Below are 18,455 nucleotides of genomic sequence, written 5' to 3' on the forward strand. Positions count from 1 at the left end.
GTCCGCCGGCGGAGGGTCACCGGCGCACGCCAGCGGCCCCCCGGGGACCGGGGTCGGCGTGGTCCGGGGGCGCCGCAGGTCGGCACGGCTAGCCACGAGGGCGCGCACCCAGCACGATAGGCAGCATGGCTCGTGCGGAGACGATCGTGAACGTCGATGGTCGCCGGCTGCGCATGACCAACCTGGACAAGGTGCTCTATCCCCAGACCGGCACCACCAAGGCCGAGGTGGCGCACTACTACGCCCAGGTCGCCGACGTCATGGTGCCGCACTGCCTGGGGCGCCCTGCCACTCGCAAACGCTGGGTGGAGGGGGTCGGCACCGCACGCCGCCCGCTGGATGCCTTCTTCAGCAAGGACCTGGACGCCGGCACCCCCTCGTGGGTAGTCCGAGCCGATGTGCAGCACTCCGATCACGTCTCCACCTATCCAGTGGTGGACTCCCGTGCCACGCTGACCTGGTTCGCCCAGATCGCGGCCCTGGAGGTTCATGTGCCGCAGTGGCGACTCGATGCCGATGGCGCCGCCGCCAACCCGGACCGGCTGGTCCTGGACCTGGATCCCGGTCCGGGGGTGGACTTGGCCACTGTCGCCCACGTGGCCGAGTTGGTGCGGGAGATCCTGACCGGCATGGGAATGGAGTCCTACCCGGTCACGAGCGGCTCCAAGGGAATCCACCTGTACGCCCCGCTACCGGGCACGGTGACCTCGGAGCAGGCCAGTGCGCTCGCGCGGGAACTGGCCCGGAGCCTGGAGGCCGATCACCCGGATCTGGTGCTGTCCCGGATGGCCCGGGCGGCCCGAGCGGGCAAGGTGTTCCTGGACTGGTCCCAGAACAACGCCAAGAAGACCACTGTGGCGCCCTACTCCCTCCGCGGCACCGCTCTGCCCCGCGTTGCCGCGCCGCGCACGTGGGAGGAACTGGCCGATCCGGCCCTGCGTCAACTCTCACCCGAGGAGGTGCTGGACCTGCTGGCCGAGCGCGGGGATCCGATGGCACCGCTGGGGGCCTCCCCCGGCACGACGCCGGTGCCGGACCGGCTCGCGCGCTATCGCGCCAAGCGCGATGGGGCACGCACACCCGAGCCGGTTCCGGCTCCGGTGGCGACATCACCACCGTTCTCGCCCACCGCCCCGGTGGTGCCCGAGGACGACCCGGGTGATGGAGGTGCCGACGGCGAAAGCCCTGCCCCGCCCCGCTTCGTGATCCAGGAGCATCATGCCTCCCGGTTGCACTGGGACTTCCGGCTGGAGCGCGACGGCGTGCTGGTCAGTTGGGCACTGCCGCGCGGCGTTCCCACCTCACCGGACCGCAATCACCTGGCCGTGCCGACCGAGGACCACCCGCTGGAGTACGCCACGTTCGCCGGCACCATCCCCAAGGGCGAGTACGGCGCCGGTGAGGTCACGATCTGGGATCACGGTACCTACGAGATCGAGAAGTGGCGCGAGGGTGCCGAGGTCATTGCCACGCTCACCGGCGCCGAAGGCGGTGGCCTGGAGCAGTCGGGGCCCGGACGGATCAGTACCTTCGCATTGATCCGCACCGGCGGGGAGCGCGAGCAGTGGCTGATCCATCTGATGAAGAAGCAGCCCGAGATCCACGACTCGTCCAGCGCCGCTGAGCCATCGGGGTCCCGCAGCGCTCCTGACCGGTCGACTGAGGCAAGAAGGCAGGAACTCGCGGCCCGGCAACCGGCAGACGTCCCGAACCCGCCGGCCGCGCCGAGCCCACCGGACGCTGCGAGCACGCCGGACCCACCGGACGCGCACAGCCCACCGGAGGCCCCGAGCAACTCAGTCGCGCAAGCAGCGCCGGACGCACCAGCGAATCCCAGCGCACCAGCCGCCGATCCTGCGCCAGTGACCCCGATCCCGCCGATGTTGGCCACCGCGGGCACCCTCGCGGACATCGGTGCCGAGGGCTGGGCCGCGGAGATGAAGTGGGACGGGGTCCGTGCGCTGGTGCACGTGGGCACGGGAGGGGTCCGGGTGTTCGGCCGTTCGGGTCTGGAGACCACCGAGCAGTATCCCGAGGTCGCTGAGGTACTGGACGCGGTGCATGCGACCTCGGTGGTGCTGGATGGGGAGGTGGTGGCCCTCGATGGCCAAGGGCGGCCAATCTTCGGGTTGTTGCAGCCGCGGATGCAGGCCACGGGTCATCAGGTGGCCGCGGCGGCACGGCGCCAGGGTGTGCACCTGATGCTCTTCGATCTGCTGGCCATGGACGGGCACGAACTCACCGGCTTCACCTACCACCAGCGCCGCAGCCTGCTGGAGGAGGTCATCTCCCCTTCCCGCACCGTGCAGGTCCCTCCCGCGTTCGAGGGAGACATCCCCGGGGCCCTGGCCACCAGTGCCGATCAGGGCTTGGAGGGGATCGTGGCCAAACGGGTGGACAGCATCTACCGGGCCGGGCAACGGAGTTCGGCGTGGATCAAGATCCGGCACAGCCGCACCCAGGAGGTTGTGGTCGGCGGATGGCGGCCCGGTCGGGGCGGGCGTTCGGGCGCGGTGGGATCGCTGCTGCTCGGGATCCCGACGCAGGAGGGCCGCTGGCGTTACATCGGCCGGGTCGGCACCGGCTTCACGGAGCGGGAGGCCCGCTCATGGGTTGCGCAACTGCGCGAGGATGCCAGACCGACGCCGGCAATCGTCGGCGTTCCTGCCACCGATGCCCGGGATGCGCACTGGGTCGAGCCGGTACGCGTGGCTGAGGTGTCCTTTTCGAACTGGACCACCGAGGGCAGGCTGCGTCATCCGGTCTGGCGCGGCTGGCGGGTCGATAAGGATCCGAGCGACATCGATCCTGCGCAGCGCGAATCCGAGGAATCCTGAGGTGCCGACCTACTCGCGCTGCTTCCGCGCGTCTAGGACGACCCCTCCGGCGACCCCTTGTCCCGTTCGCGGCCTGCGACCACCGCGAGGGCCAGTTCGATACCCATCCGGCCGAGCACGACCAGCGCCAGCGCGATGGCGATGGCGACCAGCAAGTTCACGAAGTAAACGGCCACCGTCCAGCCACCTCCGTACATGCTCATGGCCACCGCTACCTGGATGAACTCGACCAGCCCGGACAGAGCGATCAGGCCGCCGAGGATCCACAACAAGATAAATCCGAGTCGGGCGATGCGCGGTGCGAGCGGGGTTGCGAAGGTGAGATCGAACAGGCCCGGACCGGATGCTGAAGCCGTCAGCGGGGTGCCGGGCTGCGGGTAGCCCGGGGCCCCGTGGGGGGCGCCTGATCCGGGTTGCGGGGGACCACCCTGGGGCGCGCCGTAACCATGCTGAACTGTTCCGTGTCCACCCTGCGGTGCACCGTAGCCACCGTGCTCGTGACCACCCTGCTGTCCGGCATAGCCACCCTGGGGCGCGCCATAGCCACCCTGTGGGCGGCCGTACCCGCCCTGGCCACCGTAAGTCGTGGCCTCACCAGCCTGGGCGTAGCCACCGGGCGGGGCGGCATAGCCCCCCTGGCCACTTTGAACTCCGACGTCCTGAACGTCGGCGCCACCCGCAACTGCCGGCGTCGCGGCGCTCCCGGACTGGGCCGGCGGCTCGGTCGGCGGCGCTGCCTGGGGCACCGGGCCGGAGGGGCCTTGTGCGTACCCGATCCCCTCCCCGCCGGTCTCTCCACCTTCGGTCTTCTGAGGGGTGTCGCCGGGTTGCGCCGGGGCCTGGCTACGGCCGTCGGCGTCGTGACCGGCGCCGGATGGTTCCTGCGGTTCGGGTGGATTCATGGTCTGGCCCCTCCTGGTGCAGTCACGCTCATGTCGGTGACCGGTGTGTCAATCACGTCAACACCACCTTAGAACCCTGGAGGAACGGCGCATCATGTAGGGACATGTGCAGCCAGGGACATGTGCAGCCCGGAACCCCGGTCAGGTCAGGCCGTGACGATCTGCCCGTCGATGACCTCCACGGCGATTCGTGCCAGCGGCTCCTTCGCCGGGCCCGCAGTGACCTCTCCGGTACGCAGGTCGAACCGGGAGCCGTGGCAGGGGCAGCGCCCCTCCTCATTCTCCACGTCGACGGTGCAGCCCTGGTGAGTACAGACCGCGGAGAGGGCGACGACGTCGGCCTCACCCGTGCGGGTCAGGAGCAACGTGGCGCCGGCCGGAGTCTGCACCGCGACCGAATCGCCGACGCCGACCTCCTCCAGCCCGATCAGGGTCTTCCCCGCCGACACCGTGCCTTCGTCCTGCTCCTCGGCACCGCATGCGCTCAACAACATCGCGCCACCGGCGCCCAGGCCAACTGTTGCGAGCACCTGGCGTCGGCTCGGACACAGGCTCATCTCTCCACCTTCGACGGACGCACCGAGCGGCCTCATGCGCCGGGATCGGGCCGTTCCGGAAACAGCCCCTCCTCGCGGATCCGGGCGTTGAGTTCGCGCAGGTAGACCGCTTCGTCGAAGTCCAGGGCTACCTCCTGCCCAAGCCAGGCCGACAGGTGCACGGCGTTGGCCAGCCGCACACCGTTGATACCATCGGCACCCGGGGCGAGCAGTTCGGTGCCGTGCAGGACGGCGGATGCGAAGTTGGCCAGGACGCCGGCGTGCTGGGATCCCCAGGCCGACTCGGTCTCGATCTGCTCGGTGGTGTAGAAGCCCTCGGTATCGCCCCCGCCGGCGAGTTTGAACCCTTCGGTCACGCTGAGACGGGCCGACAACTCCCGCTCGTCGGCCGCGAACCGGGTCAGGGTCGCCGTCTTGGACCCCTCTACCACGATCTTGCCCCGATCACCCAGGATCTCCAGCCGGTCGGTGCCGGCCGGGTCATGGGTCGCGGTCACGAACACCCCGGTGACGCCGTCGCCGTAATCGGCCAGCACCGTCACCTCGTCCTCCACCACGATGTCACGCCGGAACCCGAACGCAGCCTTGGCAACCAGGGAGGTGGGCATCCCGCAGATCCACTGCCACAGGTCGAGTTGGTGCGGGGCCTGGTTCACCAGGACTCCCCCGCCCTCACCGCCCCAGGTCGCCCGCCACTCGCTGGCGCCGTAGTAGGCGTCGGGACGCCACCAGGTGGTGATGATCCAGTTGGACCGCCGGATCGCGCCGATCTCGCCGGCGTCGACGATCTCCTTGATCCGCTGGTACAGCGGGTTGTTGCGCTGGTTGAACATGATCGCGAAGGTGACGTCCGGATGGGCCGCGGCCACCTCGTTGAGTTCGCGAACCTGAGCGGTGTAGACCCCGGCGGGTTTGTCCACCAGCACGTGCACCCCGGCCTTGATCGCCTCGATACCCATCTGCGGGTGCAGGTAGTGCGGCACCGTGGTGACCACCGCGTCCACGTCTCCGCCGGCGATCATCTCGCGGTAGTCGGTGTAGAAGGGGGCCCCCGGGCACACCTCCTGCGCGTGAGTCCGCACGGCGTCGTCGATATCGGCGACCGCGCCGACAACCAGATCCCCGGCGATCCCCTCGGCGATCATCCGCGCGTAGGCGGTGCCCTGTACCCCCAACCCGATGATGCCCAACCGCACCTTGCCCGGCACTGCCCCCGAGCGCGCCTTCGTCATCGAATCCACGGTCGTCCTCGCCTCGTCGCTCACCATTACTCCTGTCCTGGTCGTCACCGTCCCCACGACCCTACTCGTGGAGTTACCGCGTGGGACGCACCGAGGCCACGAGCTCCTCGAACTGAGGCAACAGTTCCCCGGAGTCCTCCGCGAGGCAGGTCAGGACGATCTCGACCATCATCTGCCTCCCCGGCTCCTGCGGATCGGTGAGGTGCAGGTAGGCCTGGCCCTGAGTCAGGTCGATCGGTCCGCCCTCGATCGCCGTCGAGACCTGCACCACCTGCGCCAGGCCCGGCGCACCGTGGGGACTGATCGCCCGGCGCTGGACCATGGTGGCGCCGGCTCCCTGGGCGAGGCGGGCGAAGGCCGCCTCGCCCAACTCCTCCAACTCGGCCGGTCCCGCCGGTCCTGCCTGGCCCGCCTGGCTATCAGCCCGGAGGCCTCCGGCGATCGTGATGTTCGCCCGGAACCGGCCCTGCGCGCGGTCGTGCAGGGCGACGTGGGCCAGCGGGGTGGCACCGACCTCCTCCGGCGATACCGCGGACCAGCCCGTGGGCAGGTCGAACTCGATCGGGATGGGCAGTGCCGTCGTCATCAGCGTCGTTACTCCTGGCTCACTCGTCACGTTCTGGGCACGTCTCGGTCCGTAACCTACCGAACGACCAATTTGCCCGGACGCCGGCCCACCTACGCTGCAACGCGTCGTCGGGCCCGGGAGACGAGCAGACCCTGCCGCCCGAACAGGTAGGCCAGCACGAACATCCCGCCCTGGGCCAGCACGATCGACCCACCGGTGGCGACGTCCGCGTGGAAGCTCGCGTACACCCCACCCACCGCGCACGCCACCGCCAGGGCCGGGGCGATCAGCAGCATCACGCCCATCCTGTCGGTGAGCAGGTAGGCGGTGGCGCCGGGGATGATCAGCATCGCCACCACCAGGATGACCCCCACCGCCTGCAGCGCCACCACGGTGGTGACCGCCATCATCCCCAACAGCAGCGCACCCAGGAGGCGCGGGTTCAAGCCGATGGCGAAGGCGTGGGTGGCATCGAAGGCGTACAGGGTCAGGTCCCGGCGCTTGAACAGCAGCACCGCGAACACCATCAGCCCCAGACCCGCGATCTGGGCCAGGTCCACCCACGAGACCCCCAGTAGGTTGCCGAAGACGATGTGGTGCAGATCCACCTGGCTCGGTGTGACCGAGATGAGCACCAGACCGAAGGCGAACAGGGTGGTGAAGACGATCCCGATCGCGGCGTCCTCCTTGATCTGGGAGGTATCGCGGATGAACCCGATCAGGGCCACGGCGGTGAAGCCGAAGATCAGGGCGCCCAGGGCGAAGGGGGCGCCGGCGATATAGGCCAGCACCACACCCGGCAGCACCGCGTGGGAGACGGCATCGCCCATCAGCGACCATCCCACCAGCACCAACCAGCAGGACAACATGGCGCACACCACCCCAGCGATCAGGGCGGTCAGCAGCGCCCTGACCATGAACGGGTACTGCAGCGGTTCGATGAGGATTTCCGTGAGCGCCTCGGTCACTACTCCCCCAGCCCGAAGGCCCGGGCCAGGTTCTCCGGGCGGATCACCTGGTGCACCGAGTCGTGCATCACCACGGTGCCGGCCAGCAGTGCGGCCTCATCGGCCAGACTGGGCAGCGCCGGCAGGTCATGGGTGGCGATGACGATCGTGGCGCCGTCATCGGCGAGGCTGCGCAGCAGCCTGCTCACCGTGCGTTGGGAAAGGTCGTCCACCCCCGCGAAGGGCTCATCGAGCAACAGCACCTCGGCCTGCTGCGCGATCGCCCGGGCCACGAACGCCCGTTTCCGTTGTCCCCCGGACAGGCGCCCGATCTGCCGGCCGGCCAGTTCGGTCAGGTCCACTCGGCCCAGGGCCTCATCGACGATCCGGTGATCGCGCGTTCGCGCCCTGCGGGTGGGGCCCAGGTGGGCGTACCGGCCGGTCATCACTACTTCACGCACCGTGGTGGGGAAGGACCAGTCGACATCCTCGCGCTGGGGCACGTAGGCGATCAGTCCGCGACGACGGGCCGACGACGGCGGTGCACCGTTGATCAGCACCCGACCCGGGTGGGTGCGCACCAGGCCGAGCATCACCTTCATCAGCGTGGACTTGCCCGACCCGTTCATCCCCACCAGGGCGCAGATCCGCCCCGGCCCCACACTGAGCGTAGCCGCAGTCAGCGCGCGCACCTGTCCGTAACGCACCGAGGCGTCGCGCACCTCGATGACCGGGTCTGCGGTGCTGCCGGCTTCGTCGCGATCGGTGCCCGCCATCAGGAGCCGCCTACCCTTCCGCACCGGTGAGGCCGGCGCGGATCAGATGCACGTCGTGCCGGATCAGGTCCAAGTAGGTTGGTACCGGTCCGTCCGGCTCGGACAAGGAGTCCACGTACAGCACCCCGCCGAAAGTGGCGTCGGTGGCCTCGACCACCTGCTGCATCGCGGCGTCGGAGACCGTGGACTCACAAAACACCGCCGGCACCTGCTGAGCGTTCACCAACGCGATCGTCTCGGCGATGCGGCGGGGCGTGGCCTCGCCCTCGGCGTTCACCGGCCATAGGTAGTGCTCGCTCAGGCCCGCATCGCGGGCCAGGTAGGAGAAGGCGCCCTCGCAGGTCACCAGCGCCTTCTGATCCTGTGGCAGCGCAGCGAGGTCATCCACGAGTTCAGTGTGCACCGCCTCGAGCTCCTCGGCATACGCCCGGCCGTTCGCGAGGTAATCCTGCGCGCGGTCCGGGTCCAGTTCGCCGAAGGCCGCCACCATGTTGTCGACGTACACCTGGGTCTGCCGGGGGGACATCCAGGCGTGGGGGTTGGGGCGAGAGTCGGTCGGCACGCTCTCGCTCCCGGCATCGGCAGTGCTGCCGGCCTGGGCGCCGATTTCCAGGGGCTCCACCCCGTCGCTGACCACGACGTGCGGGGCCTGCACGTCGGCGATGAACTGGTCGAACCACGCTTCCAGGCCCAGCCCGTTGTCCAGGATCAGGTCGGCCTCAGCGGCCTGCCGCAGGTCACCGGGCGTGGGCTCGTAGGAGTGCACCTCGGCGCCGACCGGTATCAGGGAGCGCACCTGTAGATGCTCGCCGGCCACGTTCTGGGCGATGTCCGCGATGATCGTGAAGGTGGTGAGGACCACCGGGCGGCCGTCGTCCTCCTGCCCGCTACCGGCGTACGGCCCGCCCAGGCACCCCGCCGTCAGCAGTGCCACAGCACTGCCGGCGCCGATGCAGGCACGGAGTCGCCGTCGAGGAAGAGGTTTCATGAGAGGCCTCACATAAAAGTTCGGGATGCCGAACTTTACTACCATGAGAACTGGCCGTGCAGCCAACGCCGGTAGCCGGTATCGCCACGTCGGCGCCGGGCCATCACTACGATGCTGGGCGTACGGGGCACAGCCGTGGCCCGGAGAGTGCCGGAGGAGATCCATGCGTCGACCCAACGCTCAGATCGCCCTGTTCGTGGTGGTCTCCATCGCGCTCGCCTGGGCGGTGGCTCTGCCGCTGTGGCTCGGTGACGGTCTGGCAGATCGCCGGTTCGGGCTGCTCGCGACGGCCATGATGTTCACCCCCACCGTGGCCGCACTGGTGGTGGTGCTGCTGATCAGCCGACCCACCCGGATCCTGTACGCCCTGGGTATCTGGCCGCTGGGCAGACCGGGCCGGTTCATCGGCTATCTCGCCCTCGCCATCGTGGTGCCGACGGCACTGTGCCTGGTGGCACTGCCAGTCGGCGCCTGGCTGGGCGTGTATCCGGCCGACTTCGCGAACCTGTCCGCCTTCGCACAGGTCCTCGAGCAGCAGGGCGTGCCGGATACGGGGGTCCCGGTCCAGGTGCTCGCCGCCCTGCAACTGATCAATGTCTTCGTCGCCGCCTTCTTGAACCTGATCCCCGCCCTGGGCGAGGAGATCGGCTGGCGGGGTTGGCTGCTTCCCAAACTGATGCCGCTAGGCCCACTCGGGGCGATCGGGGTCTCCGGTGTGATCTGGGGAGTGTGGCACGCGCCCCTCATTCTGCTCGGCTACAACTACCCTCTCGCACCGGGGTGGCTCAGCCTGCTGATGATGACTGGAATGTGCATCCTCATCGGTGGGGTGTTCGGCTGGCTCCGGCTGCGCAGCGACTCGGTCTGGCCGGCCGCACTGGCCCACGGCGCTTTCAATGCCGCCGCAGGGTCCTTCGTCATCTTCGCCATGGCCGGGGAGACGGTGGACACCGTGCACGCGAGCATCCTGGGCTGGTCGGGGTGGATCGTGCCGGCGCTGTTGCTGGCTCTGATCGTGGCCACGGGCAAGTTCCGGCTGCGGGCCAACCCGGCCGTGGTGGCAGCCGACGCCGGTTTGCCGTCGGGGCAGGTGGGGCTCCTCCGACGAGGTACGAACCGCCGTGCCGGCGCGGCCCGGGCAGCCGGGCAGCACGCCCGGACACGCTCCGACGGCGCACTGCCGTGACGGCAACCCGCAGGCTCCGCGCACCTGACGGTCCCGGTTCGCCTTGTCCCTGGCTGAAGGCTCACACAGCCTGGTCAACATGCGTTCAGTTCCGCCCTCGTCCCTGCACTCGGCGTCCACTGGTAGCCACGGCTTCTTCATCGACGACTCGGCGCTCCAGACGTATCTGGACCACGTCGCCGAGACCCGGGCACCCCGGTCCCACTCGTGATCCCGGGGCAGAATGGTGCCGTGCTCGATAGCGCTGTGCTTGAACCGGTCGGCTCCCACTCCCACGCACTGGCGATCTCCGGTGGCGACCCGTGGGTTCGCTGGTCGCTACCCTCCGATCCGGCGCCACGGATGTGGCGTAGTGAGTTCGCACTCGCGGTGGAGCGCGAGGGCGGTCGCCGTCACAGTCTGACCGTGATCCCGCTGCCGGGCGCTCCGGACCCGGAAGCCGCGGTCGAGGGGGTCATCGCCGAGGCGGTGCACTCCGGCCTCGTCGGCGAACTCGGAGTGCTGGGCATCTCCGTCCCCCAGGCCCACATCGGGGCGCTCGAGCGACAGGTTCGGGTGGATGGCGGCGGGGACTGGGAGTGGATGTGGACCCTGACCGCACCCGCACCGCTGGCTGTCGAGGCAGACCTGCTGCACCTGGACGACACGGACGATGCGGCCGAGATCCTCCAACTTTCCACCGATCACTCCCCCACTGCCGAGGGCGAGCCGGGTACCGGGCTCAGCGAGGTGTGGATCGGCGCCCGGGCCCCGGAAGGTGCCCTGATCGCCGCCGGCGCGATGCAGCGCCTACCCTCCGGCGTGCCCTACCTGGCCGGGATCGTGGTGCACACCGCGCATCGCGGTCGAGGGCTGGGGGCCGCGGTGACGGCCGCGTTGACCCGGGTTGGTCTGGATGAGGCCGGGGTGTGCACACTGAGCATGTACTCCGACAACCCGGTTGCACGGCGCGCCTACCACCGCCTGAGCTACCGCACTGCGTGGGCATGGGCCTCCCGTTCGCTGGCTGCCGGCGCGGTCTGACCCGGAACAATCCCACGATCGGGGGCGTTACACCGATCCCACCCGCCTCTGCCTCCGGCGGCCGCCCAGCGGCTGTCAGGCCCGATGCCCCGTGAGGTTCGATGACGCCCGCCCACGCCTCCACCGAGTCCGTTCCGCACAGCACCACCGCTGGGATCGCCCCCGGTCACGCAACCGCCGAGACCGTCCCCGACCTCCACGATGACGGCGCCGCCCGCCACGATGACGGCGCCGCCCGGGCTGTGAACGACCGTGCCCTGCCGCTGCTGCCGAGCACGATTCAGCAGGCCGAGAATCTGATCGCGCTGGGGGTCCCCGAACTCCTCCACCTCGAGGCCGAGCAGGTGCGCGGATTGGCTGCCGATGCCCTTTCCGAGGCGGCGGCCGGCCCGCCGCTGCTGGTTCTGCCCGGCGCGCCGGTCGCGGATCTGGCAGCCCTGATGCGTCGCGGCACCAAACCCGGTTTCGTGGTGCAGGACATGACCGACGTGGATGAATTCACCCCCACCGGTATCGAGGTGCCCGAGACCCCGTACCTGCTCACCGACCCCGACCGCGGCGACCACCTGCGCAACGCCAGCCCGGCGGAGGCTCTGGAGCGCTTCACCGCCGAGGCGCGCACTCCCCTGACCCTGACCGAGGGCATCTTCTGGGTGCTCGCCCAGCCCGAGGCGCTGGAGCCGAACTACTGCTTCATGACGATCGCCTCCCGGTTGCGCAAACCCCGTGGCCGCCTCGACGCCCGCACCCCCGCCCTATGGATCTCCGGCGGCACCGGGCGCGACGGGGCGGGACGTAAGAACGCCCCGAAGGTCGGCTGGTGCTGGTGGCGCAACCGGCACACCTGGCTCGGCATCGCCTCAGCTGCGAGCAGGGTGGCGCTGCGTTGAGCCGCACCACCGGAGTGTCATGACGTGACATCGCATCGAACTTCTGTTCGACTGGAGTCATGCGATGGTCAGCACAGCAACTCGACGACTCCCAGGCACTCCTCCCGCTGCGTGGCCTGATCCGCAGCGTCCGCACGCCCGAGTTCGACGGCGTCACGTTCCACGAGGTCGCCTGCAAGTCGGCGTTGAACAAGGTGCCGGGCAACTCCCAGATGCCGTTCGGGTGGACGATCAACCCCACGCGGGGCTGCCTGCACCGCTGCACCTACTGCTTCGCTCGCAAGACCCACGAGTACCTGGACCTGGATGCCGGCCGGGACTTCGACACCCAGATCGTGGTGAAGACCAATATCGTGCAGGTGCTGCGGGCCGAACTGGCGCGGCCGTCCTGGCAGCGCGAACACGTGGCCCTGGGAACGAACTCCGACCCGTACATGCGCGCCGAGGGTCGTTATGAACTGATGCCCGGCATCATCGAAGCGCTGGCGCAATCAGGCACCCCGATGTCGATACTGACCAAGGGCCCGCTCCTGCGCCGCGATCTACCACTGCTGGCAACGAGGGCTCCCGAGACCCAGGTCGGGGTATCGCTGGCGTTCATCGATCCTCACCTGCAGCAACTCGTCGAGCCGGGCACTTCCCCGCCGAAAGCACGCCTGGGCCTGATCCGGGCGGTGCGCGAAGCCGGACTGGATTGCCACGTGCTCGCCATGCCGATCCTGCCGTGGCTGACCGACGGCGATGAGCACCTGGAGGAACTGTTCACCGCGGTGCGCTCCTCCGGGGCGCAGTGGATCAGCGCCGGTCCGTTGCACCTCAGACCGGGTGCTCGGGAGTGGTTCATGGGCTGGCTCGCCACCGAGCGACCGGACCTGGTCGGCCGCTACCGGCGCCTGTACTCCGGATCTTCCTACGTGCCCAAGGACTACGCGCGCTGGCTCTCCACCCGGGTGGACCGGTTACGCCGTCGGCTCGGCTTCATCAGACCACAGCGATCAAGCGACGACGACGGCACACCGGACCGGTGGCAGCGCTCACCCGAGCGGGTGGGACAAGTCCCGGGCACCCCGCCCGTGACAGAGCCGGCCCAGCCGGCGCTGTTCTGATCCGGCTGCCACCCCTGCCCGGCGCCTGCCGGGGAATACACGGGATGCCCGACTGTTGTAGAACGTGCGACCGTTATCCCGATCGAGGAGTATTTCTTGTCCACCATCGACATCACCACCGAGAACTTCAGCGAGACCATCGAATCCAACGACATCGTGCTCGTGGACTTCTGGGCGGACTGGTGCGGACCGTGCAAACAGTTCGCTCCCATCTACGACAAGGTGTCCGAGGCGAACCCGGACGTGACGTTCGCCAAGGTCGACACCGAGGCTGAGCAAGCCCTGGCGGCCCAGGCGCAGATCACCTCCATCCCCACCCTGATGGCCTTCCGCGAGGGCATCCTGGTGTTCAACCAGGCCGGCGCGCTACCGGAGAAGTCGCTGACCGAACTGGTCGGCGCCGTCAAGGGCCTGGACATGGATGAGGTCAAGGCCAAGGTCGCCGAACAGCAGGGCAGTCAGCACTCCTGATCCGGGGAGGTGCTGGGCGCGGTCCGTGCCGCGTGGGCGCACGAGCACCACGCTGGTAGCCGCACGCGCAGGCGGCGTGATCGCGGACCGACCCCAGGGCGTTGCCGCAACTCGGCGCCGTTGCCGGGTTGCGGCCTCGCGTCCCGGGGGGTGAATCCCCGGTGCGCCCGAGGGCGCATACCCATGCAGCCACGTTTCGGCTCCGGATTCCACCCTTAGGGACGTAGAGTTACAGATTCGTGATCTCCGGCACAGTATGGCGGGCCGACGTATCAAGGCCGATGGGTTGGTTCAGGAAAGTACTGCCACCGGGCACGGTGCGTGGTGCAACACCCCGTGACTGATGGATCCGAGCAGCATCGATCGGGCGGTTGACCGTCCCCGCGAGCCCACCACCAGCATCGAGGCGTCCTTGCCGGCCTCGCGCAGCGCATCGGCCGGATGGCCCCGCATCACTGTGCGATGAACCTGCAGGTCGGGGTACTGGGTACGGATCGGGCCCACCTGCCTCTCCAGGTCGTTCTCGGCCTCAACCACAATCCCCTCCAACCAGGAACCGTAGGTCTCGACCGGTCCGAACCACGGCGGTTCGGTCACCACCCGCACCGGCTTGAGCGCGACCCCCCGGGAGTGGGCCTGCGCCGCCGCGAAAGCCAGCGCGCGGTCCGACTGCTCCGAGCCGTCGACTCCCACGACGACCGGACCCGAACCCGCCCCCTGCTCGGGCACGATCACCAGTGGCGCACCGGAGGCGATGGTCAGGCTCCGGCTGGTCGACCCGAGCACCATACCGGCGAAACCGCCCCGGCCCCGCGAGCCGGTGACCACCAGGTGGGCGCCGATGGACTGATGGGTCAGTTCCTCGACCGCATCGCCCACCCGGAGCACCGCCTCCACCTCCAGGTCCGGATGCTGTGCCTGCGCCGCCTTCTTGGCGTCGGCCAGCACACCCATGGCGCGTTCCTCCTGCTCGGTGTGCACCTCGGCGTCGTGCGGGCGCACGTCCGCCCACTGTTCGAACACCGTCACGATCCGCAACGGCATACCCAGCCGGTGTGCCTCACCTGCCGCCCACGTCACGGCACTCCCCGCGTGGGGTGATCCGTCGGTCCCGACGACGATCTGCTTGCCAGCACTCATGACGGCCTCCCTTTCCTAGGGTCCTCGAGAAGTTCAGGTGCTTCCATTGCATCGTGGCCGCGAGGGCGGCGCCAGTGTCGAAGGTCCCGGTCGGTGCTCGAGCGGCCCGGTTACTCCCCCGCCCGACAGCGCTCCTTCAACTCCGCCACGCTCAGGTCCGGGGCGCTGAAGCCGAACACCCGCCGAGCCGGTTCCAGGTCCATCGGGACCTGACGACCGGTGAACTCACGCGTGCGCGGCACGTCCGGTAGATACGCGTCGAGCAGTTCGGTGGTGTCCTGCGGCATGCATGTGGTCGGTGCTGCCACATAGGCCACGTGCACCCCGGGTTCACGGGGTTGCAGGGCATCGACGGCGGCGCGAGCACCGTCCTCGGTGGTCAGGTAGGCCCACAGGTCCGCTGCACCCTCGGCCGGATCGGCCCACTGCCCGGCAAAGGCGTCGGGCAGGCGATCGCCGAACCCCCCGGTGAGCGGGTACCGCAGGGCCACGATGTCCAGGCCGTGACGCCGGTGAGCCGCCCGTGCGGTCTCCTCATCGACCCACTTCGACAGCGAATACGGGTCGGCTGCCTGGGTGGGCGCCAGGTGGTCCACCGGAACATACGGCGGCTGCACCGGGTGTGGGCTGAACCGCACCCCCAGGGCGTTGATACTGGAGGCGATCACGACCCGGGAGATGCCAGCCGCCGCTGCCGCCTCCAGGATCACGTAGGTGCCCGCGACGTTGCCGGAGAACACCACGTGGTCCTCGTCCATGTCCGGCGTGGGCGCGGCCGCCAGGTGGATCACCGCGTCGGCGCCCTCGATCGCTTCGGCGACAGCCTCCGGGTCCGCCGCCGAGCCGACCACCGCTCGGTCGGTATCAAGATCCGGGTACTCGCGTCGGTTCAGGGACGTGGAGCCGATCCCCCGCCGTCGCAGTTCAGCCAGTACCCCGGTGCCGATCAGCCCGGAGGATCCGGTCACCAGGACATGACGCGGTTCGGCGTGTCGTGTGGCCATCATGATTCACCTTCCTGCTCACTAGGGACCTGGGAGGTCACCCGGTGCGGGGTGACCGTAGAAGTCAGCAGCACCACCGCTTCGTCCAGCGCGCCCAGGTCGTGCCGCACCGGCGGGATGACCACGTACTCGCCGGTGCGCCCCACCCACACCTGCCGGTCGGCGCAGTGCAGGCGCACCTGTCCGCTCAGGACCTGCAAGGTGGCCTCCTCCGGGGTGTCGTGTTCACCCAGGTGTCGCCCGGCGGCCAGGGCGATCAGAGTCTGGCGCAGCACGTGCTCGCGGCCGCCGTGGATGGTCCGCGCCGCGCGGCCGGCCTTGTTGCTGCGGGCCTTCTGCAGCAGCGTGGTGCCCAGTTCGGCCAGCGAAACACTGTCCATGGATCCTCCTCGGGCTCCATCATGCCTGTTAGCACAGTCCCTCGCCCGGGCGGGAGCCCGATCGGCGCCTACCCGCGGGAGGGACCCGCCTCCACCGGGTGCAGGTGCGCCACGCACAGATCCGGCTGGGCGAACGGGACCAGTTCGGTGACCTCGGTGCCACTCTTCCACTCCCCCATGGCCCCCTGCATCAGGCCCAGATGCAGGGCACAGACCACGGTGGGGAACTCAGCAACCAGATCCAGGAACGGGCAGTGCCGAAGGCCCACCGAACCGGCCTGACCCGGTTGCAGGCCGGGATCGAAGTCCATCTCCTTCATTAGGTGCATCAGGCGCTCGGTGCCGGGGGCAGCGCCCGCGCCAGGTTCCTCATCGGAGGCAGCCGGGCCTCCGAGTTCCTCCGCGTGCGCGGCACCCCACCGGCGCCCGGCCTCGATCGCCCGGGACCGAGGATCCGGACCGGCCGCGATGTCCTGGGCCAGGATGCGCGCCAATGTCCGGTACTGCGTGGGCCCTGAGGGATCCATGCCCGGCACCGCGCGGAACAGTGCTGCGGGACGGCCCGGCCCGGTGGGCTTGCCTGCGACCTGCTCCACCTGGCCGGTTCGGCTCAATGCCTCGAGGTGGAACCGCACCGTGTTGGGATGGACACTGAGTTGCTCGGCGATTCCGGCGATGCTCAGCGGTACCTCGGCGCTCTTCAACGCCCGGAGCACCTGCTCCCGCCGGCCGGGCCGGGCGGGTCGGGAACGCTGGATGGCCGCCCGGGCGGGCTCGGCCGGCTGGGTGGGCTTCATGACAGGCCCCCCGGGCTCGGCGGGAGACTCCTGACCAACGCGGTGTCGCCGTCAAGTGCCCCGACCCGGGCGGCACCGCCGGGTGAGTGCAGTGGCTCGGGCTGACCGGGCAGAGTCTCGGTGAAGAAGGCGGCGTTGTCGTCCAAGTAGGCGGCGAACGCGGACGGCAGGTCGTCCTCGTAGTAGATCGCCTCAACCGGACAGACCGGTTCACAAGCCCCACAGTCCACGCACTCGTCGGGCTGGATGTACAGGCTTCGGCCACCCTCGTAGATGCAGTCGACCGGACACTCGTCCACACACGAGCGGTCCATGACGTCCACACACGGCTGAGCGATCACGTACGTCATTCCCCCAGTTTACACAATGCTCCTTGGAGGAACTCCGGGTGGCGCCCAACGGTGAGCCGGCTCACCGATACTTGGCGTGGGCCGGGTACAGCGGCCACAGTGGGGGCATGCCTGACGATCTGATTCGACTGCTGACCTCCGCCGGCGTCGCCCTGGCCATCGCGCTGGCGGTCGGCATCGGCGTGCCTGCGCTGGCGCTTCGGATGGTGGGACGATGGCCATCGGTGAAGTACCTGGTGCGCCGCACGCGAGTGCCGTTCCTGGTGCTGGCGCTGGTGATCGCCGCGAACGCCGTGGTGGCCGCGAACCGTCCGCGTGGGGAGGGGGCCGGACGGTGGGACCTGGTCGCCCACATCCTGCAGGTGCTGTGGATCATCAACGTGGCCTGGCTGGTCACCGCGATCATCCTTTTCATCGTCGACGGCGTGGTGCACCGGGCCGGCAAGCGGATGGGCACCCGCGACGCGTTGCGGATGCAGACCCAGATGCACGTGACGCGCAGGGTGCTGTTGGTGCTGATGGTGGTCCTCACCGTGGCTGCCGTCCTGCTCACGTTCGAGGGCGTGCGGGCGGTCGGGGCGGGCCTGCTGGCCTCCGCGGGCCTGGCGTCGGTGGTGGCAGCGCTGGCCGCACAGTCCACGCTGAGCAACCTCTTCGCCGGCCTGCAGTTGGCCTTCAGTGACGCCGTCCGACTCGATGACACAGTGATCGTCGAAGGCGAGTACGGCACGATCGAGGAGATCACCTTGACCTACGTGGTGGTCAAGATCTGGGACGAGCGCCGCCTGGTGCTGCCGTCCACCTACTTCACCGCGACCCCGTTCGAGAACTGGACCAGGCGCGATGACCGCATCACCGGCACGGTGTTCTTCGACCTCGATTGGCGGATCGACCTCGACGGCCTGCGCGCGGAGTTCCACCGGGTGGTGAACGCCTCCGATCACTTCAACGGCCGCTCGGCGAACCTGGTGATCACCGACGCCAGCGCCGGTTACGTGCAGGTGCGCGCGAGCGTCAGCGCCGATGACCCCGACGCCGTGTGGTACCTGCGGTTGGACGTCCGAGAATCCCTGGTGAAGTGGCTCCAGGAGCACAACCCCGAGGCACTTCCACAGACCCGGGTGCACATGCTCTCCGGACCCGGACCCGGACCCGGGCCCGGCGTTGCAGCCACACCTCCCAAGACAGCGGGCGGAACCAGCACCGGGCAGGGCGCTACCCCTGCCGGAGCAGGCGGGAACACCGGTGGCCGCACGGACGGCAACATCACCCGGGGCTGAGTTCGGCCCCGG

At 69.3% G+C, this 18,455-nt stretch carries 20 protein-coding genes; 8 read left to right on the forward strand and 12 right to left on the reverse strand.

Annotated features, from left to right (window positions below):
- The first annotated feature begins 125 nt into the window (after window positions 1-125).
- On the forward strand, window positions 126-2,837 hold the full coding sequence (locus ACO0LU_RS13850; RefSeq protein ID WP_424791934.1) for an ATP-dependent DNA ligase: 2,712 nt from the start codon (window positions 126-128) through the stop codon (window positions 2,835-2,837).
- A 32-nt stretch (window positions 2,838-2,869) separates the two neighbouring features.
- Here ACO0LU_RS13850 and ACO0LU_RS13855 read toward each other — a convergent pair whose 3' ends face one another.
- The 7 genes from ACO0LU_RS13855 to ACO0LU_RS13885 form a co-directional block, all read right to left on the reverse strand.
- Window positions 2,870-3,739 carry a DUF4282 domain-containing protein gene (locus ACO0LU_RS13855; protein ID WP_424791935.1) on the reverse strand — a complete coding sequence of 290 codons (870 nt, stop codon included), beginning with the start codon at window positions 3,737-3,739 and terminating at the stop codon, window positions 2,870-2,872.
- A gap of 146 nt (window positions 3,740-3,885) precedes the next feature.
- On the reverse strand, window positions 3,886-4,296 hold the full coding sequence (locus tag ACO0LU_RS13860; protein ID WP_424791936.1) for a ubiquinol-cytochrome c reductase iron-sulfur subunit: 411 nt from the start codon (window positions 4,294-4,296) through the stop codon (window positions 3,886-3,888).
- A 32-nt stretch (window positions 4,297-4,328) separates the two neighbouring features.
- Window positions 4,329-5,528 (reverse strand): Gfo/Idh/MocA family protein, encoded by a 1,200-nt coding sequence (locus ACO0LU_RS13865; RefSeq protein ID WP_424791937.1) that lies wholly within the window; start codon window positions 5,526-5,528, stop codon window positions 4,329-4,331.
- An 82-nt stretch (window positions 5,529-5,610) separates the two neighbouring features.
- Window positions 5,611-6,123, reverse strand: a complete 513-nt coding sequence (locus tag ACO0LU_RS13870) for a hypothetical protein (RefSeq protein ID WP_424791938.1) — start codon at window positions 6,121-6,123, stop codon at window positions 5,611-5,613.
- 92 nt (window positions 6,124-6,215) lie between these two features.
- Window positions 6,216-7,022 (reverse strand): metal ABC transporter permease, encoded by an 807-nt coding sequence (locus ACO0LU_RS13875; RefSeq protein WP_424792118.1) that lies wholly within the window; start codon window positions 7,020-7,022, stop codon window positions 6,216-6,218.
- Between the two features lie 50 nt (window positions 7,023-7,072).
- Complete coding sequence (locus ACO0LU_RS13880; RefSeq protein WP_424791939.1) at window positions 7,073-7,828, reverse strand: metal ABC transporter ATP-binding protein; 756 nt, start codon at window positions 7,826-7,828, stop codon at window positions 7,073-7,075.
- 10 nt (window positions 7,829-7,838) lie between these two features.
- A complete protein-coding gene (locus tag ACO0LU_RS13885) occupies window positions 7,839-8,816 on the reverse strand; it encodes a metal ABC transporter substrate-binding protein (RefSeq protein WP_424791940.1) in 978 nt (325 codons plus the stop codon).
- Window positions 8,817-8,979: 163 nt separating this feature from the next.
- Here ACO0LU_RS13885 and ACO0LU_RS13890 point away from each other — a divergent pair, with 163 nt between their 5' ends.
- From ACO0LU_RS13890 to trxA, 6 genes are all read left to right on the forward strand, one after another.
- Window positions 8,980-10,002: a lysostaphin resistance A-like protein gene (locus ACO0LU_RS13890; protein WP_424791941.1), complete on the forward strand. Its 1,023-nt coding sequence runs from the start codon at window positions 8,980-8,982 to the stop codon at window positions 10,000-10,002.
- A gap of 79 nt (window positions 10,003-10,081) precedes the next feature.
- The gene (locus ACO0LU_RS13895) at window positions 10,082-10,213 is read left to right on the forward strand and encodes a hypothetical protein (RefSeq protein WP_424791942.1); all 132 of its coding nucleotides are present in this window, start codon (window positions 10,082-10,084) and stop codon (window positions 10,211-10,213) included.
- A 20-nt stretch (window positions 10,214-10,233) separates the two neighbouring features.
- On the forward strand, window positions 10,234-11,025 hold the full coding sequence (locus ACO0LU_RS13900) for a GNAT family N-acetyltransferase (RefSeq protein ID WP_424791943.1): 792 nt from the start codon (window positions 10,234-10,236) through the stop codon (window positions 11,023-11,025).
- Window positions 11,026-11,126: 101 nt separating this feature from the next.
- Window positions 11,127-11,915, forward strand: coding sequence for a DUF5701 family protein (locus tag ACO0LU_RS13905; RefSeq protein WP_424791944.1), 789 nt, complete (start codon window positions 11,127-11,129; stop codon window positions 11,913-11,915).
- Window positions 11,916-11,974: 59 nt separating this feature from the next.
- A complete protein-coding gene (locus ACO0LU_RS13910) occupies window positions 11,975-13,021 on the forward strand; it encodes an Rv2578c family radical SAM protein (protein ID WP_424791945.1) in 1,047 nt (348 codons plus the stop codon).
- A 96-nt stretch (window positions 13,022-13,117) separates the two neighbouring features.
- Window positions 13,118-13,492: a thioredoxin gene (gene trxA / locus ACO0LU_RS13915; RefSeq protein ID WP_424791946.1), complete on the forward strand. Its 375-nt coding sequence runs from the start codon at window positions 13,118-13,120 to the stop codon at window positions 13,490-13,492.
- A 291-nt stretch (window positions 13,493-13,783) separates the two neighbouring features.
- Here trxA and ACO0LU_RS13920 read toward each other — a convergent pair whose 3' ends face one another.
- The 5 genes from ACO0LU_RS13920 to fdxA all read right to left on the reverse strand — a co-directional run bounded on the left by ACO0LU_RS13920 (window position 13,784) and on the right by fdxA (window position 17,163).
- Complete coding sequence (locus ACO0LU_RS13920; RefSeq protein WP_424791947.1) at window positions 13,784-14,632, reverse strand: universal stress protein; 849 nt, start codon at window positions 14,630-14,632, stop codon at window positions 13,784-13,786.
- A 110-nt stretch (window positions 14,633-14,742) separates the two neighbouring features.
- A complete protein-coding gene (locus tag ACO0LU_RS13925) occupies window positions 14,743-15,636 on the reverse strand; it encodes an NAD-dependent epimerase/dehydratase family protein (RefSeq protein ID WP_424791948.1) in 894 nt (297 codons plus the stop codon).
- A complete protein-coding gene (locus ACO0LU_RS13930; protein ID WP_424791949.1) occupies window positions 15,636-16,016 on the reverse strand; it encodes a LuxR family transcriptional regulator in 381 nt (126 codons plus the stop codon). The genes ACO0LU_RS13925 and ACO0LU_RS13930 overlap by 1 nt, the downstream gene beginning before the upstream one ends.
- Window positions 16,017-16,084: 68 nt before the next feature.
- Window positions 16,085-16,813: a helix-turn-helix transcriptional regulator gene (locus ACO0LU_RS13935; protein WP_424791950.1), complete on the reverse strand. Its 729-nt coding sequence runs from the start codon at window positions 16,811-16,813 to the stop codon at window positions 16,085-16,087.
- On the reverse strand, window positions 16,810-17,163 hold the full coding sequence (gene fdxA, locus ACO0LU_RS13940) for a ferredoxin (protein WP_424791951.1): 354 nt from the start codon (window positions 17,161-17,163) through the stop codon (window positions 16,810-16,812). Before fdxA ends, ACO0LU_RS13935 begins: the two co-directional genes overlap by 4 nt.
- A gap of 107 nt (window positions 17,164-17,270) precedes the next feature.
- Between fdxA and ACO0LU_RS13945 the strand changes: the two genes are divergently transcribed.
- Window positions 17,271-18,443, forward strand: a complete 1,173-nt coding sequence (locus ACO0LU_RS13945; RefSeq protein WP_424791952.1) for a mechanosensitive ion channel family protein — start codon at window positions 17,271-17,273, stop codon at window positions 18,441-18,443.
- Window positions 18,444-18,455 lie beyond the last annotated feature (12 nt).

Source organism: Pseudactinotalea sp. Z1748 (assembly GCF_049725185.1).
GTDB lineage: Bacteria > Actinomycetota > Actinomycetes > Actinomycetales > Beutenbergiaceae > CALKWS01.